This window comes from Kribbella sancticallisti, assembly GCF_039530625.1.
Lineage (GTDB): Bacteria > Actinomycetota > Actinomycetes > Propionibacteriales > Kribbellaceae > Kribbella > Kribbella sancticallisti.
In genome coordinates, this window is record NZ_BAAAOS010000017.1 from 491,824 (window position 1) to 517,897 (window position 26,074).

Consider the following 26,074-nt stretch of genomic DNA (forward strand, 5'->3'; position numbering starts at 1 on the left):
GTAACGAGGCGATGTCGATGTCGTTCCCGCTGTTCCTGCCGTCAGCCCCGGTGAAGGCCGAGCCGGTGCGAATGAGGCCGTCGGACATCACGCTCGGCGTCATCTTCGCTGAGCTGAGCGCGGCCAGGTCCGCGAACCAGCAAGAGCGCGGTACGCCGCGCCTGGGCACCGCGGGCGGCCCCCGTGCCGACCGACTGCTGATCAGTCTGGAAGCGTGCGTGGCGGCCCTGACCGAGCGCAACCTCCCGATCCCGCCGAGCATCCGGGACGAACTCCGCCTCCGCCGCAGCCTGTACACCACCCGCCGCTAGCCGCGGCGCGAGCAGCCGCTCCCGATTCGCTCGTGCGTTTGTGAACGGTCACTGGTTGGCGCCCAGGCAGTAACGGATCGTTGTCCATTCAGTTATTCGAGTACGACGGGTGGACGGTGAGGCTCCCTGCAGGCCTCGCCCAAGGCCTGCGCCGGTCGGCCCAACGCCCTGGGCCGGCTTCGTCGTACCAACGGGGAGTTTTGTCATGCGCTTCGCCCGCATCGCCTTCGGCTTGCTGCTGGCTCTGGTGGGATTGCTGGTCACTCTGGCGGGAGCAGTTGCCGCGTTCTGGCTGGTCGGTCCCGACAACACGCTCGCGACCGGCTCGAAGCCGCTCGCCAGTAGAGGGCTCGCGGTGATGACCGCACCGGACCTGCTCGATCGGCACGGCCCGACCCTGCATGTCACCGCCGCCGCGGCCAAACCGGTCTTCGTCGGCGTCGGCCAGGACATCGACGTGGCGAGCTACCTCGGCACCTCGGAGTACACCCGAGTGGTCCGGCTGAACCCGCCCTCCGACCTCGACACCCAGGAGATGAAGGGTGACGTCGCCGCCCTGACTCCGCCGGGCGGGCTCGACTGGTGGATCGTGAAGGCCGGCGGCAGCGGCGAGCAGTCGGTCGCCTGGCCGATCGCGGACGGCCGGTACGACGTGGTGGTGATGAACGCGGACGGGTCGCCCGGCGTGGATGCCCGGGTGGTTCTCGGGGTGGAACTCGAGGGCGCCTTCGCGACCTGCCTGCTGGTGCTCGGGATCGGGATGGTGCTGCTGGTCGGGGGCCTGCTGCTGATGTTCCTGCGCAAGCGGAAGACCCCCGCACCGCCGGCGCCGGTGATTCCGTCGCCCATGCCGTACACGCCGCCGGCGCTCCAAGGTTCGGGCCGGGTACGCCGTGTCGCCACCGCGGGTACGGCGGTCACGTCACTGTTGCTGGTAGCAACTGGTTGTGTCGCGGTTCCGGAGAAGAACGCCGGGAGCCAGGCGATGACCCGGCCCGCCGTCGCACTGGCGGACGGGCAGGCCGTGGTGAAGCGGTACAACGAGGTCAACAACCAGGCGAACCAGGCCAGGAACGCCAAGCTGTCCGAGACGATCGAGGGCGGTACGACGCTGGCGCAGACCCGGGCCGGGTACCGGATCAACAGCAAGCTCGACGCGGCCGGCAAGAACAAGACCAAGCCGTTCACCTACACCGATCCGCAGATCGGTGCGCCGGAGTTCGCCGCGTACCCGATGCGGTTCGTCGCCTTCTCCGGCGTCTCGGACGATCCTGAGAGCCGCCAACTCGGTGTCTGGCAACGCCAGAGCGCCGGCACGCCGTGGGTGCTGACGAACTCCGTCTACCCGCTGGCGACGACGAAGGTCCCGCCGGTGGACGACCTCCGGGTCCCGACCAAGGCGGACATGGCGAAGCTGCCGATCCTGCCGCAGACGGCGGGCAACGACCTGGCGGCGTACCTGACTGGCGGCGCGAAGTCCTCGAAGGCGGCGCTGTTCGTCCCGTCGCCGCGCACCGTGATGTTGCTGAGCCAGCGCGCCAAGAGCAAGGTCGACGCCGTCAAGGCGGACTACATCTCCACCGTCACCGACACCTTCCGCCTGTCCGGCGACCCGGTCACCTTCATCACCTCCACCGGCGAGGCCCTGGTCTTCCTGTCCCTCACCGAGCAGTACCTGCAGACCATCGAGCCAGGCCACAACGCCTACTTCACCAGCGGCCCCGAAACCGCCTTCAGCAGCATGGTCAAGTACACCCAAACCCTCCACCAGAACTACCTCTACCAGGCAGCCCTGGTCATTCCCCCCACCGGCAAACCCCGCATCCTCTCCCTCGACGGCCAACTGGTCAGCGCCGGCGGCAGTTGACCTGAGGACCTTCGGCCCTGGCGCGGTGGACGCTCGAAGAACAGATTGCGGGGATGGGTGGGGTGTGGTCGGGGTTCTGATCGGTTTGGTGTTGACGGGGTGTCGTGGTGGAGACGCGGAGGATCGCGTTTCGGAAGGTCACCGCGCAGGACCCCGAGATGGACAAAGGGGACAAGGTGGTCACCACCCGCGGAGTGGCTGGGACGCGGCGGTTGACCTATGAACTGACGTTGACCGACGGGGTGCAGACCGGCAAGAGGCTGGTGCGCCAGGTGGTCGTGAAGCAGCCGGTCACCCAGATCTTGTTGGTACCGACATCTACCGCCTCGACGCCGACAAGGACGGCGAGGGCTGCGAGGACTAGCCGCGGAACTGGGCGGTCAGGGTTCGGCCGTGGGTCTGGTGGGTGGGGTAGTCGAGGCGGGTGCCGGTGGCGGTGTGGGTGACTCGGATGGTCGGGTCACCGGAGAGCTTGGTCAGGCGGCGGGCCAGGACGTTGAGGGTGATCGTCGCGCGGGTGGTGGTGGGGTCGGAGACGGCGATCGTGGTGGTGTGGTCGGGGTGGCGTTGGGTGAGGACTGAGGCTGGGCCGTTGATGGTCAGGCCTAGGACCTGGTGATGCCCCGGAGTGAACGAGTTGGCGGCGGTCAGGTTCAGACCGTGGTGGTGGATCGCCTGGAGGCGTGGGGTGTTCGAGAGGGTCAGCAGCCGGCCGTAGCGGTAGGAGTCGAGTGCGGCCTCGGTGGCGTGGGGGACCAGGGCGTAGGCGAGTGCTGCACGACCAGTGGTCTGGTGGGTGAGGGTGAAGACGTTCTTGGTGACTGCCGTGTCGGGGTTCGACGTGCGGATCACTCGGCGGCTTCTGGTGACCTGCTCCAGGCCGACGGAGACAGGGCTCGGCTGCAGGAAGTAGTAGCCGAGGGAAGAGCCGGTAGTCGTGTTGGCGTAGCGGAGCCACCTGAGGTCGGCGTCGCCGGTGCCGGACCACGCGCGGCCGTTCCGTAGTACGCCGGACAGTGACACCGCATCACCAGGAGCCGCGAGGCGGGCGTCGAGCGACGTGGTCACCGCGCGATCCTCCTTGTCCCCGACACCAGCAGCCAGTACTACGACCTCGTCGTCGAGCAGGAACCACGACTTGGTCGACTCGGCGTTGCGGTAGACCACGAAGTCCGACGGCAGCGACTCCCGGTCCGCATAGGCGATGTCACTCGACTGGACCCACCCGGCCGCGCCGTACGCGCCCAGCGTCGCGCCACCGGAGTACTGGTTGGTGCCGACCGGGAAGTACACGTACTTGTTCTGCAACTCCGACGACGCAGTGAACTCCGGCGGGTGGTCGTAGAACGCCTTCCCATACGACTCCGGCACCGTACTGCGCTGCTCCACCGGCGCGGTGACACCAGCCAACCCGTACGGCGACACGGTGGTGAGGTAGTCGACCCCGAACGCCTTGGTCTGGTCCTGCCCACTCAGGTACAGGTAGTACGCGCCGTCGCCCTGGAACCACGGCATCAGGTTCTCGCCGCTCATGTACTCGTACTTGCTGATCCGCTCCGAACTCCGCGCCAGCGCGAACGCGTACCCCGGCCGCCGGTGCACGGTCCGGTCCATCGAGTTGAACGCGACGCTGCTGCTCGCGGGGTTCAGATCGGCCGGTGCCACCGAACCGTCCGCGAGGATGTCGGCGAACCGCGCCACGCTGACGGGCGACACGAAACTGTTCGGGTTCAACGTCGGCCGGGCGGTGAACTTCACGTAGCTCCGCAGCCTCGCCGCATCCTCGGCCGCCGCGTAGTCCGACAGGTCGACGATCGCCTCGACCACGATCGCCACGTCGTCGTACCCGGTGGCGGTCCGCGAGATCGCGCGGCCCTTGACGATCTCCATCATCCAGCCCTCGAAGATCAGCGGCGCGAACCCGTCCTCGATCCAGCCCTGCACCACCTTCACCAGGTCGCCGGACTGCGCGTAGTCGGTGCCGTCGAGCGTCTTCACCGTCTGCACGACCCGGGTGAGCAGACCCTTGCCGTACGAGCCGGTGTACGCGACCGAGTCGTGCTGGATGAACGAGCCGTCTGCGTAGTACCCGTCGGTGACACCGTGCTGCAGGTTGTACGGATCGATTGTGGCGAACACGGTGAACTGGTCCTGCAGCGCCTTGCGGATCCGCGCGTCGTCGTCGAGCAGAGCGCCCTGGATGATCCGGTTGGCGGTGATATCGGACAGGTTCGCGCCGGTGTGGAAGCGGGAGTCGAGGTCGACGTCGCCGTCCTTGCCGTTGCGGAGGTACGCGTCCATCGAGGCGACGTACGTGCTGATCAGTTCGGCGGGTGCGTCGAGCAACGCGAGGGTCTTGCCGACGTGGGTGGAGATGCCGATCTCCCAGGTGAACCAGTTGCCGTAGTACCCCTTCGACTGGTCGCCGTAGTAGTTCGCGTGCAGCCAGGCGAGCTTGTCGAGCACCCGATCCCGTACCGCGGTGTTGCCCTGCAGGTCGGAGGCCGGGCCCGGGCGCTTGGTGGCGAGGGCGATCTCGTAGAGGTGCAGATATGACGCGTTGAGGTTCGGGTCGCTGGTGCCCAACGGGAGTCCGGCGAAGAGTTCACCGGCCTGCGCACGGTCCATCGCGGCGAGCCAGGTCTGCGCGGTCCGGTCGATCGCCGCGAGCTTGGCCTGTACCTCCGGCCTCGCGTTGGACTCGGCGGTGCCGGCGAAGACGCCGACCAGATTGGCCAGCAACGCGGCGGCCCCAGCACCGCGCACGCCCGTACCGCGTACTCCGGCAGGCATGCCGCGGGCGCTCGCGGGTGCGGGATTCACCGCGGTCAGCAGAGCGGCGGCGGGAACGAAAGACAGCAGGCGGCGACGGGTGATGTCCACTGGTACTCCCGGGCGAAGGGGAAAAAACCTCACGCCCGGAGTCAAGCAGCCGGAACTATGTTACGGCAACCGCTTACCCGACTTTTCCCGCGATGACCACCGGAGCTGGGTGCGGCAGGACCCTCTCGCCCGGCCCCGCTAGTTGCCTTCGGCCACCCCATCCCGGCCCCCATGTGGAATGGTTGTCAGGCCTTGGTTTGCAAGGACAAGGTCGACCATTCGAATTGAGCATGACCCACCCGACGCGAGCTACCCCGCCCCGGCCCGGTCAAGCGCCCCAAACCCACCGGACACCCCGGACAAAACGAAACCCCAGGTCGCTCTGACCTGGGGTTTCACCTGGAGCGGGTGACGAGAATCGAACTCGCACTGTCAGCTTGGGAACAGACTTGTCAACCGCCGTCGCTCCAGGCGTGACACACGGCCCGCTCAGTACGGGCTGCATTGACCGCTGTTGACCGCTGATGGGTGCCGCTGCCCATCCAGTCGGGCACGGTGCGGGCACGACCTCAACGGGGGTATCCTGCCTGCTAGGGCATGCCCAACAGATCTCGGCCGAGATGGAGTCAAGCCTAGGCCCCGGCGTCCAGCAGAGTTGCGCCGGGGCTGACCTATGTCACGGCATGGTCACCCGCTGCATCCCCTTCGCGGTGTGGCTGATGCTTCCTGGCAGAACACCACCTGGAGTTGACCCAGCCCAGCGCTTAGCAAGTCGTCGGCCGCGTCGCTCAGAGGTTCGTCTGGATCGTCTCCGATCGCCCTGTCTACCGTCAGATGAGCCTGCCATGCGGCATCGCTTCCGTACACGTAGACCAGGTCGACTTGTTTCCGGTAGGCCGTAAAGGTCGTCAAATATTCGCGCCACTCCAGTTGGTGGACCTTCCGGGCGGCATCAGCCTTCGCCTGGAGGTACGTCATTCTTGCGGCGCTGACGTTGGCCGACACCCTGGCTGGAACCTGCTTCTGCTCATGGTGAAAGTTCATCTGGGCGTAGGTAGCCGAGGTCTTCTGATCCGCGTGCGAGCGGGCTGCCGTTAGATAGTCCGCATAGATCTGCGAGCGCTTCTCGCGACTCTCTCTTTCCCGTTCCTCATCAGCTCCGAAATGGGTCGCGGACCAAGTCCCCCACGCAGCAATCGCGGCCACCACGAGTGTGATTGCACTCGAAAGAATCGCTGGCTTGACCCATGCGTACCGGTCCTCCGCCGACCTGGCTCTGAGTTCACGCTCCTGGTGCAGTTGGGCCACCAGGTCTCGCAGCCGCTGCCGATGGGCTGCCCGGCTGCGAATGCTGTTTGCATTTACCACTGCTCGCGCTCCTGTTGTTGATCTCGCCTACCGAAAGCGCCCGGCACATTTGCAGGCAAACCGGTCACCTAGGCGGGAGCTCCGAGCGGGTCGCTCGGGGCTCCCGCGCGGGAGTGCCTCTGCTGTGTGCTCAGACGCGTGGTGAGTCCGGATAGACCTCGACCCTGCCCGGCCGGTGGAGATCCATCTGGAAAAGTTCGCCGCTCATTCGCCCAGGCACTACCGCCGTGCGCACGCGCTCGAATCCTTGGCGCAGATAGTAGTCGTGAAGCTTCGTGTTCGTCCGCCAGACGTCCAGACGGAGCCACTTCGAACCGCGTCGTATTTCCGCAGTTTCGACCGCTGAAAGAAGCGCCTGACCGTGAAACTTGCCGTGTTCGGCGACCAGAAAGCGAGTCAAATAACCCTGCGGCTCGGCCATTTCGGCGGGCGTCCAAAAGTCCGGGTCAGGCTCCGTGATGGCGACGACAGCAACAATCCTATTGTCAACGCATCGGCCGACGAATTGACCGGCGTCAAAGAGTCGGTCGATATCGGCGTGCGCATACTCGGATTTAGAGTGCGGTCCGTGCTCGTACTGATCGAGCCCTTTGCTGGCCACCCACTGTTCGGCCTGGTCTCGCAACTGGTGGACCAACCGTCGCTGCTGCTCGGTTTCGAGGAACGTAAGCGGAGGAAACCAACGCTTTTCTTGATCGGCGTACCGCTCCGGAGCGGACAATGCAACCATCTTCATTCCGAATCTCCTTGCCGCGCATTGCGAATGATTTCCAGACCTGCCGATTTGCCAAGCTCCCAAATGAGACGGTTCCTGCGTCCGAGTCGATGGAATTGGCTCACTCGGGTAATTCTGGTACTGCAAGCCGCGGTGCGAGTCTGTACCAACAATGGTGCGCCCACTGGTACGGCAAGATCTGCTGCGTCTGTCGGATTGGCCGACTCGTCTGTAAGTTCATCGATCCAAGCAATTTCCTCGAATCCGGCGTCTTTTAGCGCGCGGATGGTTCCCTGTGATAAGTCTTCGGTTGTGTCTAGTCCAACTTTCTGGGCCAGGTCGAGAGCGTAGTAGCTTGTTTCCCGCGCCCACGGTTCGCCGTCAAGATATTGATGGGTGATGCGAATGACGACAACTTCGTCATGTGAGGCCCCGACGCGGTCTGCAATCCAAGCCGGTGGCCTTGCCATGCGCATATCGAATTTCTTGGAGGGCTTACGCCCGACCTTTCGCGCGTTCTCCGAGAAGGCGTCGTAGCTAGTTTGGATTCGATCTGAGCGTAATGCTTCCGTCGCAAAATGGTCTGTTCGTCCAATAGGGCGAACGATGATTCCCCTTCGGCCGCCGACGTACCCGGAATAGACCATCCCTTGTTTACCGAGCTCATCTATCGCGGACGTAATGGTGATCCGGCTGACGTCGAAGCGACTCTGAAGCTCCTTGTGCGTGGGCAACAGCGTGCCCGGAGGCCAGGTCCCAGCGGCGATCTCGTCCGCCAGGGTCTCAGCGATCTCTACGTATGCAGGCACAGCAAGCCCTCTCTGCAGGTTGGACATGTCCAACATATCGACAGGGCTTGACAACGCCAACTCTTGACATGTTCGATATGAACTGCTGAACATGTTGGACATGTCCAAGCGATACGGAGGGTGAAGCGATGACCGGGTTGAGTCACCGCTTTGACTCCGTCAGCACGGCAGAGCGACGCCCCGGCGGGCGCAACCGCCGAGGCGTCTGGGTCGCACTAGTCCATTCGTAGAGGAGCACAACCCGTGAACATCATCCACCTTCAGGCCGCTGGCGGCGAAGAGCCGACGGCTGCTGAGCTGGCTGCGATCGAGCTGGAGTGGCCGCTGATCGCGGCTGAACTGGACCTGCTCGACGCCGAGATTTCCCGCATCACCGCCGGTCCCGCCGCGTCCCCGCTGGACCGCCGCCGGATCCGCCGCGCTCAGCGCCGCGTCCTGGCCGTCAGCCGCGAGCTGGCCGACGAGATCATCGCGGACGGTGCAGCGTGACGCGCCGCAGCAGCGCCCCGCTGGATCTGGCCGACGTGTATGCCGAGCGGCTCGGTGTGGAGCCCGGCGAGGGCGTGCGGGACGAGTTGCAGGCCCGTTTCGAGCACCTGTCCCGGTTCCTGCTGACTGGCGGGATGTCCCGGCAGGGCAAGGCCGGGGCGGTGTCGGCCGAAGCCGCCACCGCCTACGGGGATCTGTGGGTCTTGACCGGATTCCTGGCCGACGCCCGGACCGCCCTGACCGGATCGGAGGGCACGCGATGATTACCACGGAAGTGGTTGCCCAGGGCGCTAAGTCGTCCGGTGTGGACAAGCTGCGGACGCAGGCCGCTGAGGCGTCGCAGGTGCGGGCGTTGTCCACGCACCCTGATGTGGTTGCGCTGCGGGTGGAGTCGATCCGTACGCAGGTGGACCGGTGTATGTGGCTGGGCATCGTATTGGGCTTGGCGTTCACGATGGTCAACGTTCAGGCGTTCGCCGCTGACGGTGCCCCGGTGGGTTCGCTGCCGTGGGTGGCCGCGTGGCTGCTGGACCCGATGGTTTCGCTGGTGCTGATCGCGGTACTGCGCGCCGAGCAGATCACCGCCCGGTACCAGGTCAGTGACCACACCAGGTGGATCGGTCGCACGAAGCGGTTCGCGTTCGCGGCGACCTATGTGATGAACACGTGGGCGTCGTTCGGCAAGGGCGACGTGGCCGGGATCGTGTTGCACTCGGTGCCGCCGCTGCTGGTGTTCTGCGCTGCTGAGACCGCGCCGGTGCTGCGGGACCGGTTGACTGAAGCGGTACTGCGGGCCGAGCAGGCCGCCGCGTTGGCCGACCCGCAGAAGGCCGCTGAGCCGCTGGCAGACGCGGTGCCGGTGCCGGTGGTGACGCAGGAGATGCCCCCCCGCTCCCCGGTCCTGGAATCGGCTGCTACGGCAGCGGGCGGGGCATCTCCCCAGACCACGCCGAAGACCACGGCCACGCGCTCACCGCGCAAGCCGTCCCAGCCGCGCAAGAAGGGCAAGGCGGGCCGGATGCTGCTGGCCGATTACGTCGCCGCCGGCCTGGCCGCTGTCGAGCCCGGAACGCCCGCCGACCAGATCACTCCGGCGTGGGCGCGCAAGACGACTGGTTGTTCTGCGGGCCTGTCGGCCAAGGTCGCCGCCGGTGTCCGCGACCAGCTCACCCCTGACACCACCCCTGACAACAGCCCTGACAGCGCCGCTGACGCCGCTGCGGCCGGTCCGGCTGTGGTGCTGACTGAGAGGACGGCTGCCTGATGCTGAGTCTGACGGACTTCTTCTGTGGCGCTGGTGGCACGACGGCCGGTGCGCTGCTGGTGCCGGGCCTGGTGGTTCGGCTGGCTGCCAACCATTGGCCGCTGGCGGTGGACACGCACAACACCAATCACCCGACCACCGACCATGACTGCGCCGACCTGTCTCAGGTCGAGCCGCGCCGCTACCCGCGCACCGATGTGGGCTGGTTCTCACCGGAGTGCACGAACCACTCCCAGGCCAAGGGCGTCAAGCGCAACCGCGACCGGACGCCGGACCTGTTCGGCCAGACGCTGCCGGACGAGGCCGCCGAGCGGTCGCGGGCGACGATGTGGGACGTGGTGCGGTTCGCCGAGCATCACCGCTACGCCGCGCTGATCGTGGAGAACGTCGTGGACGCGGCCAAGTGGGTGCTTTGGCCCGCCTGGCGGGCGTCGCTGGAGTCGCTGGGCTACTGCCTGCACGTGGTCTACCTGAACTCGATGCACGCCCAGGCCGGCGGGCGTCCCGCGCCGCAGTCCAGGGACCGGATGTACGTGGTGGCGCACCTGACCAAGACCCGCTGCCCGGACCTGGACCGGTGGACCCGACCGCTCGCGTACTGCGGTGGCTGTGACGAGCTGGTGCCCGCGATGCAGGCGTGGAAGAAGCCCGACAAGGTGTGGGGCCGCTACCGGGCGCAGTACGTGTGGCGCTGTCCCCGCGTCGCCTGCCGCAACCAGGTAGTGGAGCCGGGGTGGCTGCCTGCCGCGTCCGCGATCGACTGGACCATCCCCGGTCAGCGGATCGGGGACAAGGCCCGTCCGCTGGCCGCCAAGACCATGCAGCGCATCGGTGCCGCCCTCGACCGCCAGGCCCGTACGACGGCGCCGCTGGTGGTGCCGATGGAAGGCCGCGACGGCAAGCAGGCCGCCCCGGTGACGGCGGTACTGCGGACCCAGACGACCCGCAACGAGTCCGCGCTCCTGGTCCCTGCGGGCGGGACCTGGAACGACGCCGCGACCGGAGTCCTGGACGTGATGCGGACCCGCACGGCCAACGAGTCCGAAGCGCTGGTGGTGCCGCTGCGGGCCAACAACACCGCCAAGGGTGTCGGGCAGGTCTTCGACACGTTCGCCGCCGCAGGCAACCACCACGGCCTGCTGATGCCCTACTACGGCAACGCCACCGCCCGCACCACCGACGACCCGCACGGCACATTCACCGCCCACGACCGCTACGCCCTGGTGATGCGCAACAACACCAGCACCGGTGACGGCGCCGAGATGTCCACGCCGGTCGGTGAATCGCTGCGGACCCTGACGACCGCGGGGCACCAGTCGCTACTGGAGTACTCGACTCCGGCGGTGGATGACTGCCTGTTCCGGATGTTGGAGCCGCACGAGATCGCCGCCGGAATGGCGTTCACCCCCGGCTACATCGTGTTGGGCAACAAGCGCGAGAAGGTCCGCCAGCTCGGCAACGCCGTCACCCCGCCCGCCGCCCGCGACCTGGTCGCCGCCGTCGCCGAAGCACTCGGCCACGACGTGGGCGACCTCACCACTGGTCGGGCCACTAGCGAGACGAGGGCCGCATGAACCACCACGACAACCACGCCCCGGCACCGGGTCTGGTCGCGGTCCGGCTGGCCGGACGTGCCCGCGACGTGGCCGCCCTGGTCGCCGCGCTGACGGCCGCCGGAGTCGAGATCGTCACCATCCCGTCGCGCCCCTACGCCAACCGGCACACCCCCGGCGTCCGGGTCTACCTGACGGCCCGCACCCCCGACCAGCCCACCACCCCCGCCACAGCCCGGAGGGACGCATGACCACCCACCACGAGCACGAGCACGACAACGTGCACCGGCTTCACGGCATCGATCACGAGACCGTTCACGACCGCGTTCACGACGACGCTCACGACAGCTTTCAGGACGAGGCACAGCCGATCGTTCACGAGTCCGCCGAGCGGGTGGACGGTGACGACGTTCACGACGCCGACGTAATCGAAGGCGAGGTACTGACCGACGAGGAATCGGCCGAGCTGGACCGCCGGTTGGAATCGCGCGGTGCGCTGGTCGTGCGCCGTGCGACGGCACCGGTGCGGGTGGTGAAGTCGGCAGCGGTCGCGGTCAAGGGCCACGAGCCGACGATGAAGGTCGGCAAGGCGACGCTGCGCCACACCTGGACGGTGGTCCAGGGCGCGGAGTCGTTCGCCAAGCGCGCCTACGACGCCTCCACGTTCGGCATGTACCGGCGCCAGATGAAGGCCGCCGAGGCGGCCGGTGACCGCGAGGCGCTGAAGGAGTGGGCCGACCGCAAGGAGATGGCCACCGAGCGCCGCCACAAGCGGCTGATGGACCTGCCCCGGCTGTTCATCGGCCTGGTCAAGGTGCTCGCCGCGACACTGCTGGGTATCCCGCTGGCGGTGTTCGTGATCGCCGTACTGACCAAGCTCACCGGCAACGGATCGTTCACCGGCGTGTGGCTGGGCTTCTTCGCCGTGATCGGTTTCGTGATCGCTGCGGTGTCGTTCGTGTGGGGCCTGTTCCTGATCGCCGCGCCGTTCCTATTCGTGCTGGCCATGTACCGCGAGGGCAAGCGCCGCGCGGAACCGCCGAGCTGGCTCGTCACGACCGGCGAGACCGAATGGGATCTCGACATCGATGAAACGACGATCGCCCGCGCGCTGGACTCGCTGCGCATCCCGAACATCACCCGCTACCTGAAGCAGGGCTACAAGCTCCAGTTCATCACCCCCGCGCGGCAGCAGGGGCGGGGCACGCACGCGCTGATCCGGCTGCCTGGCGGTGTGCCCGCAGCGGAGATCTCCAAGCGCCGCGTCGCTCTGGCGACCAGCCTGCACCGCGCCGGCTCGGAGGTCTGGCCGAACACCGGCGACGAGGCCGGGATCTTGGACCTGTGGATCGCCGACAAGGGCGCGCTCGCGGGTGGTCCTGGCGCGTACCCGCTGTTGGACGACGGCCTGGTGGACGTGTTCAAGGGTGTCCCGGCTGGCAAGTCGCTACGCGGTGACGAGCTGCGTGAACCGGTGATGGGCCGCAACTCGATCGTGGGTGGCGCGCCGGGTCAGGGCAAGTCGTCGGCGTCGAAGACGTTCATGGCCGGATGCGCGCTGGACCCGACCGTGGAGATGCGGATCTGGGTGCCGGACCAGAACTTCGACTTCGAGCGGTTCAAGCGCCGCTGCTCGCGCTACGTCATGGGTGCCGACGACGAGTCGATTCGTCAGATCCGCGACGACCTCAAGGAAATGTTCGAGGAGATGGGCCGTCGCGGCGACCTGCTGAAGGTCTACGAAATCGAGCAGGTCACCCGCGAGCTCGCGGACAAGAACGTCGGCCTGCACCCGCTGGTCGGTCTGCTGGAAGAGGCGCACGTGGCCTTCCAACACGAGGAGTACGGCGCAGAGATCGCCAAGTACGCCATCGCCCTGGTCAAGCTGGGCCGCAAGCGTGGCATGCATTTCCGGGTCTCGACTCAGGCGCCGACCGCCACGTCGCTGCCCAAGGACGTCACCCGCAACTGCTCCAACAACGTCGCGTTCTACGTGCAGGACTACGTCGCGAACGACGGCCTGCTGGGCCAAGGCGCCTTCAAGCAGGGTGTGCGGGCAACCGACCTGATCCCCGGGGAGAACCGTGGGACCTCGATCGTGAAGGGCTTCACTGCCGCCAAGTTCGAGACGTTGCAGTGGTACTTCCTGGACGGTGCCGAGGGCAACGATCAGATCACGCCCATCATCGACCGTGCTCTTGCCGCGATCGCCAAGCGTGAGCTGCCCGCGCCCGGCGACGCGCGCCGACCGGAGATCGAGACGCGCGATCTCCTCGCCGACCTGGACGAAGTCCTCAACACCGAACTAGTGCCGATCGCCGACGTTCCCGCCCTGCTGCGCGACCTGGCCCCGACCTGGACGCCGTACCAGACCCTGTCCGGCAAGGCCCTGGTCAAGATCCTGGCCGCCGACCACGGCATCAAGGTCCCTTCCACCGGCAACAAGTTCCCCCTCAACCCCGCTACCGTCCGTGACGCGATCGTGCTCCGGCAGCGCGACGCCGGCGCGGCCGACGACGACGCCGACACGGTGACCGACCGGGCCAGTTAGCCGCGAGCCACGGTGCCGGGAACAGGCTCACACGGCCCCCTGAGGGCCTGTTCCCGGCGCCGGTTAACTCGGCTAACTCGGTAACTAACCGCAGGTCAGAGACACATTGACCCGATCTCACTCGCCGAGTGAGGAACCTAACCCGATTCCCGCCAGCTAACTCACTCCCGAATCTCCGGCGACGACACCTATCGGCAGTCCTCGCCTCCACCCGTCACGTCCAAACTCGACTACAGAAGGTGACTGACTGTGGTTCCCGCGCATCATCTGCTCTGGCTCTACGCCTCGACCTTCCTGCCCGCCTCCGTCGTCACCGAGACCCAGCCGCTGACCTCCGCAGAGCGCGTCGCGGTCTGGGCAGGGACCGGGATCGCCGCCGTCGCGCTCTACCTGCTCGGCTGCCTGATCTTCCCGTACGCCAACTGCACCAAGTGCTCAGGCTCGGGCAAGTCCCGCGCCCCGCGCGGCAAGGCGTTCCGCAACTGCCGCCGCTGCCAAGGCACCGGCCGCCGCACTCGCATCGGCCGCCGCCTCATCGACCACAACCGCAACCGCCGCACCCGCTGACCACCCCAGGGAGACCCGAACCACCATGGCCCGCAAACCCCGCAAGACCCGCAAGCCCGACACCACCGCCGACGAGGAGCTGAGCCCGGCTGAGGAGTACCGGGCAGCACTCGCGGACTTCACCAGCTACTCGGCCGACAACGAGACCGCCGAAGCGCTGGCCGCCCGCGACCGGTTCGACACCGCCGATCGCCGCCGCCGGTGGTGGCACTTCTGATGACCGGGCCACTGATGGACCGCGCGAGTCTGCACCCTGCCGCGTCGCGCTGGATCACCCTGTGGAACGGCAGGCAGGCACTCGGCTGGGACCACGCCGGTACGCCGGTGTTCAAGTTCCGTTGGGCGCCCGCCGGCCTGGCCACCCGCCGCCAGCTCCGCGCGATGCGGATGTGCCCCGGCGGGCAGGAACCCTACGCGCTGCTGGTGTGGCGCAACGGGCAGCGCTGGGCCTGGCTGTACCGCCTCGACCTCGCCAAGCCGTCGCGCGTCCCGTCACCGGCACAGCTCAACGCACTCGACAAGGCGATGGAAGCGCGCCGCCGCTGCAAACTCTGCCGCCGAGTCACCGACTACTGCATCCCGACCTCGGACGGTCGGTGCGACCTGTGCATGACCAGTGGCGCGGACCGCTACGCCACGACATATCCCCACGCCGCCTGAACCCTGCTACTCGAGGAGGACCTTCCCGTGACAGACCTGCTGACCGCCGCCCTGGAAGCCGCCCAACGTGGCTGGCCGGTGTTCATGCTCGGACGATCCAAGCGACCCGTAGCCAACTGCGACGCCTGCCCGCCCGACGCGCACGACCCGGCAACCTGCGGACACCTGACCTGCCACGGGTTCTACGCCGCCACCACCAACCCCGCCCGCATCACCCGCATCGTCGCCGCCGTCCCGCGCGGACAGCTCGCCGTCCGCACCGGCGCCGCGTCCGGCCTGCTCGTGGTCGACGTGGACCCCGCGCACGGCGGCGACCACAGCCTGTCCGACCTCATGGCCGAACGGCTCGTCCCGCGCACCCTCCACGTCCACACCGGATCCGGTGGCCTGCACCTGTACTACCGCCACCCCGGCCACCACATCGCCTCCCGCCCCATGCCCGGACGACCTGGCATCGACATCAAGGCAGACGGCGGCTACGTCGTGCTGCCGCCCTCGATCCACCACCGCACCCACCGCCCCTACCAGTGGGGCCAGACCGCCACCGACGTCGAGATGCCCCCGCCCGGACTGCTGGCCGCTTTCGACCCGCCGCCCGTCCAGAGCCCGCGCGCCGGCCTGCCGCCCACCCGGCAAGGCGGGGGCATCTCCCACCCCTCCAAGCTGCTGGCCGCCCACCTGAACGCCGTACGCAACGCCCCAGAGGGTAAGCGCCGCAACACCCTCTACGGAGCCGCCAGAGGCGTCGCACGGCTCGTCGCGGCAGGCGCGATCGACCACGCCGACGCCGTCAACGTCCTGACCGACGCAGGCCACCAAGCCGAGCAAAGCGACCGAGAGATACGAGCCGCCATCAACGGAGGCTTCCGTGACGAAGGGATCGCCGCAGCATGAGCGCCGAACACATCCCCGACTGGCTACCGCCCCTCGAAGAGCCGCCAGAAGACCCATGGGACCCCACACCACTCACGCCACCCACACCGATCAGAACAACCCAAAATCTTCAGCACACACCAAGGCATCACGACCAGATGGGCACGCCCGCGGTCGCCGATGCCGGGCCGGTGTGGGACGGCGTTCCGGTGCCGCTGAAGACCGACCGGTTGCTGCGACCGTTCCCGGTCGAGGTGTTCCCCGGCTGGCTCGCGGACCAGGTCGAAGCCGTCGCGGAAGCGACCCAGACCCCGGCCGATCTGGCCGGGTCGGTGGCGCTGGCCTGCCTGTCCACGGCAGCCGGTGGCAAGGTGCTCGTGCAGGTCGATCGGTCCTGGACCGAATCGGTCAACCTCTACACCGTCACCGCCCTGCCGCCGGGGTCGCGCAAGTCGCCGGTGTTCCGGGCCATGACCGGACCGCTGACCGACGCCGAAGAGGCACTGCGGGAGACCACCGCAGAACAGCGCGTCGAAGCCGAGCTGGCCGCGCGGATCGCCCACGCCCGCGCCGAAGACCTCGCCAAGAAGGCCGAACGCGCCACCGCGAACCCTCAAGAAGCACTGGCCGACGCGACAGCGGCAGCGAAGGAGGCTGCCGGGATCGTCGTGCCTGAGCTGCCCCGGCTGATGACCGACGACGTGACGCCGGAGTCGTGCGTGTCTCTTATGGCTGCCCACGGTGGCAGGATCGCTGTGCTGTCGGCCGAAGGTGACGTGTTCGCCACCCTCACCGGCACCCGCTACTCAGCCGCGCCCAATCTCGGTGTGTTCCTCAAAGGCCACGCCGGCGACAAGCTCCAAGTCGATCGCAAGGGCCGCGAGTCCGAGTCCATCGACCGCCCGGCCCTGACGCTCGGAGTCACCACCCAGCCCGGCACCCTGCAAGGTCTGGCAGCCCAGCCCGGCTTCCGTGACCGAGGAGTCCTCGCACGGATCCTCTACAGCCTGCCCGTCAACACCGTCGGCAGCCGCAACAACGAACCGATCCCCGTCCCCGAACCCACCGAGACCACCTACTGCGACGCGCTGCGAACCCTCGTCCTGCTCCTGGCCGACCACGACACCCCGCACCACCTCGACCTCACCCCCGATGCCCGCCAGGTCCTGCTCGACTTTCAGAACTGGATCGAACCCCGACTCCACCCACAGACCGGACAGCTCGCACCCATCACCGACTGGGCCTCCAAGCTCGCCGGAGCCGTCGTCCGGCTCGCCGCCCTGCTCCACCTGGCCCACACCTTCACCACCGGCTACGCGACCCCCATCACCGCCGACACCCTGCAGGCGGCCGAACGCATCGGGCGCTACTACCTCGACCACGCCCTAGCCGTCTACGACCTGATGGGCCAGTCCAACCCCGACCTAGACGACGCCCGCGAAGTCCTTGACTGGATCACCAAACACTGCGACAAGACCGGCCGCGACACCTTCACCCAACGCGACCTGCTCCGCGCCAAGAACGGCCGACGCGGACTTAACACCGCCGCCGACCTCGAAGCCCCGCTGCGCCTGCTCACCGACCACGGCTACATACGGCTCCGCGATAACAAGCCCGGACGCGGCCGTCCCTCCATCGCCTACGACGTCCATCCCGCCACCCTCCAAAACCCCTGACAAAAATGACAAAAATGACCAAACCCGACTTCTGTCAATTCTGTCATTTTTGTCAGCGCCTCCCAGATTCCATCCTCACGAGGGAGATCGACAAACCGCATGGCTACCCGAGCACCCGGACCCGATCGGATCACGACGCAAGGGAGAACCCAGTTGTCTACGGCAACGACTGATGAAGAAGAGATGCTGGACGTGACCGAGGCCGCGATCATGTTGGGCACCTTCAAGGAGAGCGGCGTCCGGTACCCGCGCCGCCTCATCGCAGAGAAGCGAATCAGGTACGTGAAGTACGGCAGCAAGGTCCGGATACCCAAGTCAGCGATCCAGGAGCACATCAAACGAAACACCGTGTTCCCCGTCGACCTCGATTGCAGCGGGAGGGCTGCCTGATGACCAAACGACGATTCGGCAGAATTCGTAAGCTTCCGTCCGGCCGATTTCAGGCCCGCTATCCGGGGCCGGACGGCATCGACCGGCCCGCCCCAGATACGTTCTCATCGAAGAGCGAGGCCGCGCGTTGGCTGACTCTGAAAGAGGCCGATCTCTCGCGCAATCAATGGATCGATCCGGCCCTGGGGGAGATCCCGCTGGGTGACTACGCGCACAACTGGATTCGGGAGCGGCCCGGACTCCGGCCGAAAACGCTGGTGCTCTACAGCGGCATTCTTCGGAACCACATTGCGCCGACGCTCGGCACTGAGCCGGTCCGGGCACTGACGCCGCCGAAGCTGCGCAACTGGCGGCAGAACCTCCTGGACGGCGGCCTAGGACCGGTCACTACCGCCAAGGCTTACCGACTGCTGCGCTCGATCCTGGCAACTGCTGTGGAGGACAGAATCATCGATACCAACCCTTGCTACATCAAAGGCGCTGCAACTGAGCGCAGCCCTGAACGGCCGGTGCTCAGTGTGCCGGAGGTCTATCAGGTGGCCAACGGAGTGCACCCGAGGTTTCGCGTCCTCGTGCTGCTAGCAACCTTCGGCAGCCTGCGGTGGGGCGAACTGGCGGGTCTGCAGAGGCGTCATGTTGACCTGGTGAATGGTGTGGTGCGAATCCGGCAGGCTGTTGTGGAGTTGCCGACCGGCGAGCTTCGGACCAGTTCTCCGAAGTCGGCAGCCGGACGACGCACGATCTACCTAGACGAGTTCGTCATGGACGATATCCGGACGCACTTCGAGATCTATGTGGAATCGAAATCAGACGCATTCGTCTTCACGGGTGCCAAGGGCGCACAGTTGCGGCGATCAACCTTCCAGCGCCACTGGCGGCGCGGGCTGAAGGCCGCTGGCCTTGACGGCCGGGTCCACTTCCACGACCTCCGCCACACCGGCAATACGTGGGCGGCAGAGAGCGGAGCGACGCTCCGAGAATTGATGGAGCGCATGGGTCACGCGAGCAGTCGGGCTGCACTGATCTATCTGCACACCAACGACGACCGGCATCGGACGGTGGCCCGGGGCATGTCAGAACTTGTCGAGAAGCGCCTGAAGGAGATTCCGGTCGAGTCGGATACGGACGACCTCCCGGAGGCATCGGGCACGTAGCGGGCACGGAGGCTCTACCCGAGCCCTGAAACGACGAAACCCCAGGTCAGAAACCTGCCTCTGACCTGGGGTTTTGCCCTGGAGCGGGTGACGAGAATCGAACTCGCACTGTCAGCTTGGGAAGCTGATGTTCTGCCATTGAACTACACCCGCGCGCTGCCCTGGAGCAGCAGACCCAGGGATCATACCTGGTCCCCGGGGCGGTTTGCACGGGGGGTTATCGGCCAGTTTTCCACAAAGGGCACGCCCAGGACTGGGCAGGTCCGTCATCTTCTGGCAGATTAGAACGCGTTGCCGGGGGCAACATTTGGACGCAACGTGAGGATGCGGTCCCGGCTGGGACCGGACAAGATGGTTGCGGGGCAACTGAAAAGAAGGGGTGAACGGTGGCAACTGACACTAACGACGCGCTGGAGAACCTGGAGAAGGAGCTCGTCACACTGGCGCGCCGGCTGCGTGGTCTGCAGCGGACGCTGTCCGACGAGGCACATCCGGATCTGGAGCCGGCGCAGTACGCGTTGCTGAATCATGTCGAGGAGCTCGCACCGGTGCGGATGGCCGACCTGGTCGCGGCACTCGAGGTGGACAAGGGTCCGGTCAGCCGGGCTTGCGCGCGACTGGAAGAAGAGGGACTGCTGAAGCGGGCCGCGGACAAGTCCGACGCCCGGGCCACCCTGCTGACTCTGACGGCGACCGGCAAGCGCAAGCTCGCCGCGGCCCGGAAGAAGCGGCACAAGGTGATCGAGGACCTGCTCAGGGACTGGTCGCCGGCCCAGGTGAAGACGTTCGCCGGCCAGGTCTCGAAGTTCAACAAGGTGGCCGGTTAGCCGTTGCCGAAGGCCCGTAGCGGCAGCGCTCCGGAGAGCTGAGGGCTCCGGAACAGGTCGCCGGGCCGGCGGACGACGGAACGCCGACGCCGGGCGTCGGTGCCGGTGGAGGACACCGCGGGGGATGGTGTCGATCCAGGGTGCCCGCGCCGAGGATGGGCGGAGTTGCAGCACGCTGCGGTAAGTTGCGTTCGTGCTGCTCTCCGACCGTGACATCTTGGCCGAGCTCGACGCGAAACGCGTCCAGCTGGATCCGTTCGATGCTGCGATGGTGCAGCCGTCGAGCGTCGACGTACGGCTGGATCGCTTCTTCCGGGTGTTCGAGAACCACCGGTACCCGCACATCGATCCGGCCGAGGAACAGCCCGACCTGACCCGGATGGTGGAACCGGAGGGCGAGGAGCCCTTCATCCTTCATCCCGGTGAGTTCGTGCTCGGTTCCACCTACGAATTGGTGACGTTGCCCGACGACGTGGCGGCGCGGCTGGAGGGCAAGTCCTCGCTGGGCCGGCTTGGCCTGCTCACCCACTCCACCGCCGGGTTCATCGACCCCGGCTTTTCCGGCCACGTGACGCTCGAGCTGTCGAACGTGGCGACGCTGCCGATCAAGCTCTGGCCGGGGATGAAGATCGGGCAGCTGTGCTTCTTCCGGCTGTCGTCTCCCGCCGAGCATCCGTACGGCAGCACGAAGTACGGCTCGCGCTACCAGGGGCAGCGCGGTCCGACGCCGTCCCGCTCGTTCCTGAACTTCCACCGCAGCGACATCTGAACCCGAGCACGAGCGAGCCCCCGGCGGAATCCGCCGGGGGCTCGTTGTCGCCGGCTGCTCAGCCGATCGCCTTCTGCACCACCAGGATGTTCTCGGTGCCGGTCGGGGCCTTGCCGCCCGGGGAGAGCAGGTACACGCTGCCGTACTTCGAGACCATCTCGGGCGACTGCGGGTCGCCGTAGATCAGCGAGGTGTCACCCCAGCCACCGGTGCCCGATCCGCTGCCGACGGAGTTGCTGCTCGTCGGCGAGTTGCTGTCGGTCGGGCCACCCTCAGAGGGGGTGCTCCCGGTGCTCGGTGTGCCACTGTCGCCACGGGTGGGGCTGGGGACCGGAAGGTCCTGCCCGGTCTTCGCGTCGAGAACGGCCGGCAGCGTCTGTGCCTGGCCGTACACCGCACCGTTGTAGACCGTGGTGATCTTCGGGACCACGCGGTTGGCCGACTTGGACGTGTAGCCCCAGGTCTTCTTGCCGGTGGTGGCGTCGAAGGCCACGATCTCGTCGACCTGGCCGCCGCCTTCGGTGACGTTGCAGACCAGGGCGGTGACGTGGTCGGAGAAGCAGGTGTAGCCGTCGTTGCGCCGCTCGGTGTTCGGCAGCTTGGTCTCGACCAGTGCGCCGGTGGCGATGTCGACGGCGTAGACGGACGTGGTGTAGTGGCCGTTGTACTCCCCGGACTGGACGTAGCCGCTGCCGGACAGGAAGGCGCGCGGACCTCCGGTGCCCAGCGGCATCAGGTAGTTCATCGCCGGCGTCGGGGTGTTCTTCTTGATCGTGCCGGTGGCTCCGTCGGCCACGGCGATCGAGAGCGTCTTGCTGCCTTCACCGTCCACGCCCTTGGCGCCGACGACGGTGCCGTTCAGCACCCCCGCGGCCCGGACGTCCGGGATCAGCGTGGCCTTCTTGGTCGTCGGGTCCGCGTAGGCGGTGATGCTGCTGATCTTCGAGGTGGCGTCCGGCGAGGAGACCCCGAGGCCGATCGCCACCTGGCCGGTCGCGGCGTCGTACGCCTGGCTGAGCAGCCGGCCGGCGCCGTTGCCGGCACCGACCGCCGGGGTGATGTCGACGGCGACGGTGCTGAGGATCTTGCCGTCGGCCGGATCGATCCACTGGAAGTTCACCTGCCCGTGGGCCTTCTGGGTGCCGCCGGCCTCGACCCTTTGGACGTAGGCCGTCGCGATCACCTCCTTGCCGTCCAGCTGGACGGCCATCGGTGCGGTGAAGTCGGTGGTCTCGGTGGTCTCGACCTCCTTGGCGAGCGTCTGCCAGCTCTGGCTGCCGTCGATCACGACGCCGGTGATGGCGGTGCGGTTCGCGTACAGCGAGGTCTTGCCGACGATGCCGGCCTTGCCGGGCTTGAAGGCGATCTTGTCGGACGAGCGCGGCTCGGCCACCCCGGCGACGGCGCTGAACGCCTTGGGCGGATCGAAGCTGGGCAACTCGGGAGTGGTCGGGGTCGGGCTCGAGGACGGCGTCTGCTGGTCGTCGCCGGTGCCGGAGTCCGAGGCCTGGTCCTCACCGCCGCTGCAGCCGGCCAGCAACGCGACCGCTGCGGCTGCGGTGATCAACGGACGCAACATCGTTTCTCTCTCCCAAGTCTCGACCAAGAGTGACGGCCCGAACGCTAGCAGCGTCAGCGGTTCGTGCCGGTCAGCAGACCCAGGCGTTGCAACAAGCTGCAAAGGGCTTGTGATGTCATCGATCTCACCGCACCACTGAGAGGCCGGTACGCCGGTGCCGGGGCTGCGGCTCGAGCCGGTCCGCGAGCCGCCGGAGTACTCCGGCGAGCCCGTGCCGGACGACGCCGTGACGCCGCGAAGCCCGGTTGGCGCGCTGCTCGTCGCGCTGTTCCTTGCGCTGGGCCCATACCTCGGCGGCCCGGATCTGTTCGGCCACCCGGTAGCGGGCTACCTCTTGCTGTTCGCTGATCATTGCTGTCTCCCCTCATCGGTCCCCGTTGTCGAATGGTTCGGTCAGACCCGGACGACGGTGATGTCGCCGGAGACGGTGCGGGCCCGCAGCATCAGCGAGCGCTCGCCCTCGGCCGGCTTCTCGCCCGGCTCCAGGTCGCACCGGATCTGGCCGGTGACCGTCTTCAGGTCCAGATAGGTAGGCACTCCGTCCGGTACGCCGATCTGCACGTCGCCGCGGGCGGTCTCGGCCCGGACGCTCGGCCCGTCGGCCAGTTCGACCCGGACGTCACCCGAGCCGGAGGTGGCGACCGAGTGGTCCCGGATCCGCTCGATGGTGATGTCGCCCGAGCCGACCTTGACGGTGGCGGGGCCGCCCGCGTCGCCGACCCGGACATCACCGGACCCGGTGGTCAGCGCGACCGAGACGGCAGACTCCGCGATGTCGATCGAGCCGGAGCCGGTGCTCGCCCGGACCGTGCCGGCGGCGTACCCGACCCGGATGTCGCCGCTGCCGGTGCTGGCGGCCAGGCTGCCCTCGATCCGGTCGGCCCGGATGTCGCCCGACCCGGACGACAGCCGGGACTCGGCCAGCGGCGCGGTGGAACTGATCTGGCCCGAGCCGGTCTTGATCCGGGCGGCCAGCGCGTCCGGGGTCTGGATCCGGACCCGGATCTCCGGTCCGCGGCGCACGTTCTTGGGGCCCTCGACGATCAGTTCGCCGTTGACCACCTCGAACACCACGTCGTCCTCGTCGCCGCTGCCGACGTCCAGGCTCACCTGGGTCTGGTCGCCGTCGCCGGGCCGGATCTCCACCAGGCCGGAGCCGATCTCGATCCGGACCCGGTCGATCTCGCCGGGCTCGCCGGTCAACTGACTGCTGAAGCCGCTCACTGTGCCCATCCCGTCATCCGCTGGCCCGGACCGCGTCCGCCCCTGCGCTGTCCGCGGTCGCGGTCGCGACCCCGGTCCCGGCGATCGCCGCGGCGGTCACCGAACACTCCGTCCGGCCCGAAGGGGCCCTCGGGTCCGAACACCCCGTCCGGTCCGAAGACACCGTCGGGACCCAGCGGTCCGTCGGGACCGAGCGGTCCGTCCGGCCCGAAGATGCCGCCGCGCGGAGCGCGCGGTGGGCGGGGCGGCCGGGGTACGCCGCGGCCGCCGGTCAGGGCGGTCATCACGGTGCGCATCAGCCACGCGTTCGACGAGATGCCCTCGGCGGCGGCGGCCTCGTCCACCTTGTTCTTCACCGACATCGGCAGCCGCAGGGTGATCCGCGCGGTCGGCTCGTCGGCGTCCGGGGCGAGGTCGGCCAGGACCGGCTCGGTCTCGTCGGTGTCGTCGTCCAGGTCGTCGTCATCGGCGCCGGTCAACTGGCTCGGGGCCGGCGTGACGACGAACTCGGGGCGGCCACCGGCCATCCGCAGTTCGACCGAACCGGGCGACAGTTCGCGGCTGATCTCCCCGGCGGCGTCGGACAGGGCTGAGATGAGCGCCAGTCGGCCGGCGTCATCCAGCGTTGCTCCGAGGCGCTGGGCCACGGAGCGAGTTTGGTCGTCGGCCAGCGCGGTGGCGTTCTCCACGCTACGGCGGACCGACTCGAGGTAGTGGTCAAGTTCCATGACGCAAGCATGACGTCATAGTGACGTCACTGTCAACACCTTCTGATGTCATCGGGCCGCCACGGTGGCGTCAGGGCAGAATGAGGGCCAGTCGAGGAGAGGGGAAACCAGGTGTCCAGAGGAGTGCTCGTCACGGGTGCGTCGCGAGGAGTCGGGGCCGAGGTGGCGAAGGCCTTCGCGGCGGCCGGGGATCGGGTCGTGCTGCACTGCCGGGGCGCGGTGGACCGGGCGCGCGAAGTACTGGCCGGGCTGCCGGGCGAGGGGCATGCGGTGCTCTCCGGTGATCTGGGTGATCCGACCGGAATCCCTGCCCTGGTTGAGGAATCGGCTGGTGTGCTGGGCCGGATCGATGTTCTGGTGAACAACGCGGCGCTGTTCGTGGACGAACCCGTCGCGGGCTCCCGGCGGATCGGCCACCCGCTCGCCGACACCTCGTACGACGACTGGGTGGCGGCGTGGCGGCGGACTCTCGCGGTGAACCTGGAGGGTGCGGCGCACCTGACCTGGTGCGTGGCCCGGCAGATGCTCGAGGTGGAGCCTGCCGACGGCGTGAGAAGAGGCGCGATCGTGAATGTCGGATCGCGCGGGGCCTACCGCGGCGAGCCCGACGTACCGGCGTACGGGGCGAGCAAGGCGGGACTGCACGCATTCGGGCAGTCGATGGCGGTGTCACTCGCGCCGCATGACATCACCGTGACGTCAATCGCGCCTGGGTTCATCGCCACGGACATGGCCGCGCAGAGTCTCGACGGCCCGGCCGGAGACGCTGTCCGCGCTCAGAGCCCGTTCAACCGGGTGGCGACGCCCGAAGAGGTCGCGGCGGCCGTCGTCTGGCTCGCGTCACCGGAGGCGGGCTGGTCCAGCGGCGCCGTCCTGGACTTCAACGGCGCCTCCTACCTGCGCTGAAATCACAACGTCCGAGGAACCGGCGGGGGCCGGTCCTCGGACGTGATGAGGCGCTGAGGTCAGCGCTTGACGATCGCGCTGGCCGGGGGAGCCTTGATGGAGACCGGCTTACCCCAGTCGCCGGCGGTCATTGTCATGCTGACACCGGGCATCTCGAAGGAGACCTTGCGCATCAGGTTGGCGGCGTCCATCCAGAGCGCGTAGACCAGCGTCTTCGGCATGCCGGCGACCGCCGGCTGGCCCTGTGCCTTCAGCGCCTTGGCCGTGTCCACCGTCACCGCGTAGCGGTCCAGCTTGGCGCCGGCGACCGTCTCGGCGCGGACGAACTTGACGCTGAGCAGGCCGCCGTCGAACGCGTCGAAGGTCTTGGTCGGGTCCATCTCCTCCAGCATCGAGCCGAAGGCGGCGGCCTGCGGGTCGGAGCTGTTCTTGGGGTCGACCTTGACGAACTTGCCGGCCGGCGTCAGATCCTTCATCGACACGTACAGCTTGCCGCCGGTGACGATCATCTTCGCCTTGCCGCCGACCATCGAGCCGCTCATGTCGAGTTGCATCGCGACCGGCTTGGTGGACTGCACGCCGGTCACCGTCATCACCTCGCCGCCGGCGACCATCCGCATGGTCGTCCGCAGCGTGGTCTTGGTGGCGATCGCCTTCTTCATGGCCGGCAGGAAGCTGGCCGTGGTCAGGTGGTTGACCGCCGGCGCGACCTTCAGCGGCGGTGCCGTCGGCGTGCTGACCGGCGTGGACGTGGGCGTGCTGCCCGTACCGCCGGTGGCCGTGGTGTCCGCCTTCTTCTCGGCACCGCACGCTGCGGCGCCCAAGATCAGCGGGAGAGTGGCGGCCGTGGCCACCACCCGGGTACGAAGCCTCACTGTGTGTTTCCCTCCCCAGTAGATCAAGACGCCGGATCATATGAGGTCAAAGGTTCATCCGGGAAGGGATTTTGCAGCTTGCCGCAGGCGTCGGGG

The 26,074-nt window shown here is 67.6% G+C and carries 28 protein-coding genes and 1 tRNA gene; 19 read left to right on the forward strand and 10 right to left on the reverse strand.

Annotation, left to right across the window (positions count from 1 at the left end):
• Positions 1–17 precede the first annotated feature (17 nt).
• The 3 genes from ABD255_RS10070 (at position 18) to ABD255_RS43655 (ending at position 2,624) form a co-directional block, all read left to right on the forward strand.
• Positions 18–311 (forward strand): hypothetical protein, encoded by a 294-nt coding sequence (locus ABD255_RS10070; RefSeq protein ID WP_344212201.1) that lies wholly within the window; start codon positions 18–20, stop codon positions 309–311.
• Positions 312–516: 205 nt separating this feature from the next.
• Positions 517–2,178 (forward strand): DUF8094 domain-containing protein, encoded by a 1,662-nt coding sequence (locus ABD255_RS10075; RefSeq protein ID WP_344212203.1) that lies wholly within the window; start codon positions 517–519, stop codon positions 2,176–2,178.
• 107 nt (positions 2,179–2,285) lie between these two features.
• A complete protein-coding gene (locus ABD255_RS43655; RefSeq protein ID WP_425554396.1) occupies positions 2,286–2,624 on the forward strand; it encodes a G5 domain-containing protein in 339 nt (112 codons plus the stop codon).
• Here the strand turns inward: ABD255_RS43655 and ABD255_RS10080 are convergent.
• From ABD255_RS10080 to ABD255_RS10095, 4 genes are all read right to left on the reverse strand, one after another.
• The gene (locus ABD255_RS10080; RefSeq protein WP_344212205.1) at positions 2,539–5,061 is read right to left on the reverse strand and encodes a polysaccharide lyase family 8 super-sandwich domain-containing protein; all 2,523 of its coding nucleotides are present in this window, start codon (positions 5,059–5,061) and stop codon (positions 2,539–2,541) included. The two genes, ABD255_RS43655 and ABD255_RS10080, sit on opposite strands and share 86 nt — an antisense overlap.
• A 627-nt stretch (positions 5,062–5,688) precedes the next feature.
• A complete protein-coding gene (locus tag ABD255_RS10085; RefSeq protein WP_344212207.1) occupies positions 5,689–6,210 on the reverse strand; it encodes a hypothetical protein in 522 nt (173 codons plus the stop codon).
• A 289-nt stretch (positions 6,211–6,499) separates the two neighbouring features.
• Positions 6,500–7,105 carry a GNAT family N-acetyltransferase gene (locus ABD255_RS10090; protein WP_344212209.1) on the reverse strand — a complete coding sequence of 202 codons (606 nt, stop codon included), beginning with the start codon at positions 7,103–7,105 and terminating at the stop codon, positions 6,500–6,502.
• Entirely contained in the window at positions 7,102–7,995 is an 894-nt protein-coding gene (locus ABD255_RS10095; protein ID WP_344212211.1) for a GntR family transcriptional regulator, read from the reverse strand. Before ABD255_RS10095 ends, ABD255_RS10090 begins: the two co-directional genes overlap by 4 nt.
• A gap of 141 nt (positions 7,996–8,136) precedes the next feature.
• Between ABD255_RS10095 and ABD255_RS10100 the strand changes: the two genes are divergently transcribed.
• From ABD255_RS10100 to ABD255_RS10160, 13 genes are all read left to right on the forward strand, one after another.
• Positions 8,137–8,382 (forward strand): DUF6284 family protein, encoded by a 246-nt coding sequence (locus ABD255_RS10100; RefSeq protein WP_344212212.1) that lies wholly within the window; start codon positions 8,137–8,139, stop codon positions 8,380–8,382.
• A complete protein-coding gene (locus tag ABD255_RS10105) occupies positions 8,379–8,645 on the forward strand; it encodes a hypothetical protein (RefSeq protein WP_344212214.1) in 267 nt (88 codons plus the stop codon). The genes ABD255_RS10100 and ABD255_RS10105 overlap by 4 nt, the downstream gene beginning before the upstream one ends.
• On the forward strand, positions 8,642–9,646 hold the full coding sequence (locus ABD255_RS10110) for a hypothetical protein (RefSeq protein ID WP_344212216.1): 1,005 nt from the start codon (positions 8,642–8,644) through the stop codon (positions 9,644–9,646). The genes ABD255_RS10105 and ABD255_RS10110 overlap by 4 nt, the downstream gene beginning before the upstream one ends.
• On the forward strand, positions 9,646–11,220 hold the full coding sequence (locus ABD255_RS10115) for a DNA cytosine methyltransferase (protein WP_344212218.1): 1,575 nt from the start codon (positions 9,646–9,648) through the stop codon (positions 11,218–11,220). Before ABD255_RS10110 ends, ABD255_RS10115 begins: the two co-directional genes overlap by 1 nt.
• Complete coding sequence (locus tag ABD255_RS10120) at positions 11,217–11,450, forward strand: hypothetical protein (protein WP_344212220.1); 234 nt, start codon at positions 11,217–11,219, stop codon at positions 11,448–11,450. Before ABD255_RS10115 ends, ABD255_RS10120 begins: the two co-directional genes overlap by 4 nt.
• On the forward strand, positions 11,447–13,750 hold the full coding sequence (locus ABD255_RS10125; RefSeq protein ID WP_344212222.1) for a cell division protein FtsK: 2,304 nt from the start codon (positions 11,447–11,449) through the stop codon (positions 13,748–13,750). The genes ABD255_RS10120 and ABD255_RS10125 overlap by 4 nt, the downstream gene beginning before the upstream one ends.
• Positions 13,751–13,999: 249 nt before the next feature.
• Positions 14,000–14,317 (forward strand): hypothetical protein, encoded by a 318-nt coding sequence (locus ABD255_RS10130; protein ID WP_344212224.1) that lies wholly within the window; start codon positions 14,000–14,002, stop codon positions 14,315–14,317.
• A gap of 25 nt (positions 14,318–14,342) precedes the next feature.
• Complete coding sequence (locus tag ABD255_RS10135) at positions 14,343–14,534, forward strand: hypothetical protein (protein ID WP_344212226.1); 192 nt, start codon at positions 14,343–14,345, stop codon at positions 14,532–14,534.
• Entirely contained in the window at positions 14,534–14,977 is a 444-nt protein-coding gene (locus tag ABD255_RS10140; protein WP_344212228.1) for an RRQRL motif-containing zinc-binding protein, read from the forward strand. Before ABD255_RS10135 ends, ABD255_RS10140 begins: the two co-directional genes overlap by 1 nt.
• Positions 14,978–15,004: 27 nt before the next feature.
• The gene (locus ABD255_RS10145) at positions 15,005–15,871 is read left to right on the forward strand and encodes a bifunctional DNA primase/polymerase (protein WP_344212230.1); all 867 of its coding nucleotides are present in this window, start codon (positions 15,005–15,007) and stop codon (positions 15,869–15,871) included.
• Positions 15,872–16,008: 137 nt separating this feature from the next.
• Positions 16,009–17,526, forward strand: a complete 1,518-nt coding sequence (locus tag ABD255_RS10150; RefSeq protein ID WP_344212232.1) for a YfjI family protein — start codon at positions 16,009–16,011, stop codon at positions 17,524–17,526.
• Positions 17,527–17,709: 183 nt separating this feature from the next.
• Complete coding sequence (locus tag ABD255_RS10155; protein WP_344212234.1) at positions 17,710–17,916, forward strand: excisionase family DNA-binding protein; 207 nt, start codon at positions 17,710–17,712, stop codon at positions 17,914–17,916.
• On the forward strand, positions 17,916–19,070 hold the full coding sequence (locus tag ABD255_RS10160; protein ID WP_344212236.1) for a tyrosine-type recombinase/integrase: 1,155 nt from the start codon (positions 17,916–17,918) through the stop codon (positions 19,068–19,070). Before ABD255_RS10155 ends, ABD255_RS10160 begins: the two co-directional genes overlap by 1 nt.
• A 79-nt stretch (positions 19,071–19,149) precedes the next feature.
• On the opposite strand, the gene ABD255_RS10165 is transcribed toward ABD255_RS10160, so the two are convergent.
• Positions 19,150–19,223: transfer RNA gene (locus tag ABD255_RS10165), tRNA-Gly, on the reverse strand.
• 233 nt (positions 19,224–19,456) lie between these two features.
• Between ABD255_RS10165 and ABD255_RS10170 the strand changes: the two genes are divergently transcribed.
• Together ABD255_RS10170 and dcd are read left to right on the forward strand one after the other, a co-directional pair.
• On the forward strand, positions 19,457–19,897 hold the full coding sequence (locus tag ABD255_RS10170) for a MarR family winged helix-turn-helix transcriptional regulator (RefSeq protein ID WP_344212238.1): 441 nt from the start codon (positions 19,457–19,459) through the stop codon (positions 19,895–19,897).
• Between the two features lie 193 nt (positions 19,898–20,090).
• Entirely contained in the window at positions 20,091–20,666 is a 576-nt protein-coding gene (gene dcd / locus ABD255_RS10175) for a dCTP deaminase (RefSeq protein ID WP_344212240.1), read from the forward strand.
• A gap of 58 nt (positions 20,667–20,724) precedes the next feature.
• Here dcd and ABD255_RS10180 read toward each other — a convergent pair whose 3' ends face one another.
• The 4 genes from ABD255_RS10180 to ABD255_RS10195 all read right to left on the reverse strand — a co-directional run bounded on the left by ABD255_RS10180 (position 20,725) and on the right by ABD255_RS10195 (position 24,197).
• Positions 20,725–22,245: a hypothetical protein gene (locus ABD255_RS10180; RefSeq protein WP_344212242.1), complete on the reverse strand. Its 1,521-nt coding sequence runs from the start codon at positions 22,243–22,245 to the stop codon at positions 20,725–20,727.
• Positions 22,246–22,369: 124 nt separating this feature from the next.
• Entirely contained in the window at positions 22,370–22,597 is a 228-nt protein-coding gene (locus ABD255_RS10185; protein WP_344212244.1) for a hypothetical protein, read from the reverse strand.
• A gap of 41 nt (positions 22,598–22,638) precedes the next feature.
• Positions 22,639–23,478, reverse strand: coding sequence for a DUF4097 family beta strand repeat-containing protein (locus ABD255_RS10190; RefSeq protein ID WP_344212246.1), 840 nt, complete (start codon positions 23,476–23,478; stop codon positions 22,639–22,641).
• On the reverse strand, positions 23,466–24,197 hold the full coding sequence (locus tag ABD255_RS10195) for a hypothetical protein (RefSeq protein ID WP_344212248.1): 732 nt from the start codon (positions 24,195–24,197) through the stop codon (positions 23,466–23,468). The genes ABD255_RS10190 and ABD255_RS10195 overlap by 13 nt, the downstream gene beginning before the upstream one ends.
• A gap of 111 nt (positions 24,198–24,308) precedes the next feature.
• On the opposite strand from ABD255_RS10195, the gene ABD255_RS10200 reads away from it, so the two are divergent.
• Positions 24,309–25,103 carry an SDR family NAD(P)-dependent oxidoreductase gene (locus ABD255_RS10200; protein WP_344212250.1) on the forward strand — a complete coding sequence of 265 codons (795 nt, stop codon included), beginning with the start codon at positions 24,309–24,311 and terminating at the stop codon, positions 25,101–25,103.
• A gap of 59 nt (positions 25,104–25,162) precedes the next feature.
• On the opposite strand, the gene ABD255_RS10205 is transcribed toward ABD255_RS10200, so the two are convergent.
• A complete protein-coding gene (locus ABD255_RS10205; protein WP_344212252.1) occupies positions 25,163–25,978 on the reverse strand; it encodes a LolA-like protein in 816 nt (271 codons plus the stop codon).
• Positions 25,979–26,074: the final 96 nt, after the last annotated feature.

Coding starts and splice junctions, on each gene's coding strand:
- ABD255_RS10150 (WP_344212232.1), top strand. CDS start 16,009: ATGGGCACGCCCGCGGTCGCCGATGCCGGGCCGGTGTGGGACGGCGTT.
- ABD255_RS10140 (WP_344212228.1), top strand. CDS start 14,534: ATGACCGGGCCACTGATGGACCGCGCGAGTCTGCACCCTGCCGCGTCG.
- ABD255_RS10195 (WP_344212248.1), bottom strand. CDS start 24,197: ATGGAACTTGACCACTACCTCGAGTCGGTCCGCCGTAGCGTGGAGAAC.
- ABD255_RS10075 (WP_344212203.1), top strand. CDS start 517: ATGCGCTTCGCCCGCATCGCCTTCGGCTTGCTGCTGGCTCTGGTGGGA.
- ABD255_RS10110 (WP_344212216.1), top strand. CDS start 8,642: ATGATTACCACGGAAGTGGTTGCCCAGGGCGCTAAGTCGTCCGGTGTG.
- ABD255_RS10070 (WP_344212201.1), top strand. CDS start 18: ATGTCGTTCCCGCTGTTCCTGCCGTCAGCCCCGGTGAAGGCCGAGCCG.
- ABD255_RS10090 (WP_344212209.1), bottom strand. CDS start 7,105: ATGAAGATGGTTGCATTGTCCGCTCCGGAGCGGTACGCCGATCAAGAA.
- ABD255_RS10115 (WP_344212218.1), top strand. CDS start 9,646: ATGCTGAGTCTGACGGACTTCTTCTGTGGCGCTGGTGGCACGACGGCC.
- ABD255_RS10155 (WP_344212234.1), top strand. CDS start 17,710: ATGCTGGACGTGACCGAGGCCGCGATCATGTTGGGCACCTTCAAGGAG.
- ABD255_RS10160 (WP_344212236.1), top strand. CDS start 17,916: ATGACCAAACGACGATTCGGCAGAATTCGTAAGCTTCCGTCCGGCCGA.
- ABD255_RS10125 (WP_344212222.1), top strand. CDS start 11,447: ATGACCACCCACCACGAGCACGAGCACGACAACGTGCACCGGCTTCAC.
- ABD255_RS10095 (WP_344212211.1), bottom strand. CDS start 7,995: ATGTCCAACATGTTCAGCAGTTCATATCGAACATGTCAAGAGTTGGCG.
- ABD255_RS10180 (WP_344212242.1), bottom strand. CDS start 22,245: ATGTTGCGTCCGTTGATCACCGCAGCCGCAGCGGTCGCGTTGCTGGCC.
- ABD255_RS10185 (WP_344212244.1), bottom strand. CDS start 22,597: ATGATCAGCGAACAGCAAGAGGTAGCCCGCTACCGGGTGGCCGAACAG.
- ABD255_RS10135 (WP_344212226.1), top strand. CDS start 14,343: ATGGCCCGCAAACCCCGCAAGACCCGCAAGCCCGACACCACCGCCGAC.
- ABD255_RS10120 (WP_344212220.1), top strand. CDS start 11,217: ATGAACCACCACGACAACCACGCCCCGGCACCGGGTCTGGTCGCGGTC.
- ABD255_RS10190 (WP_344212246.1), bottom strand. CDS start 23,478: ATGGGCACAGTGAGCGGCTTCAGCAGTCAGTTGACCGGCGAGCCCGGC.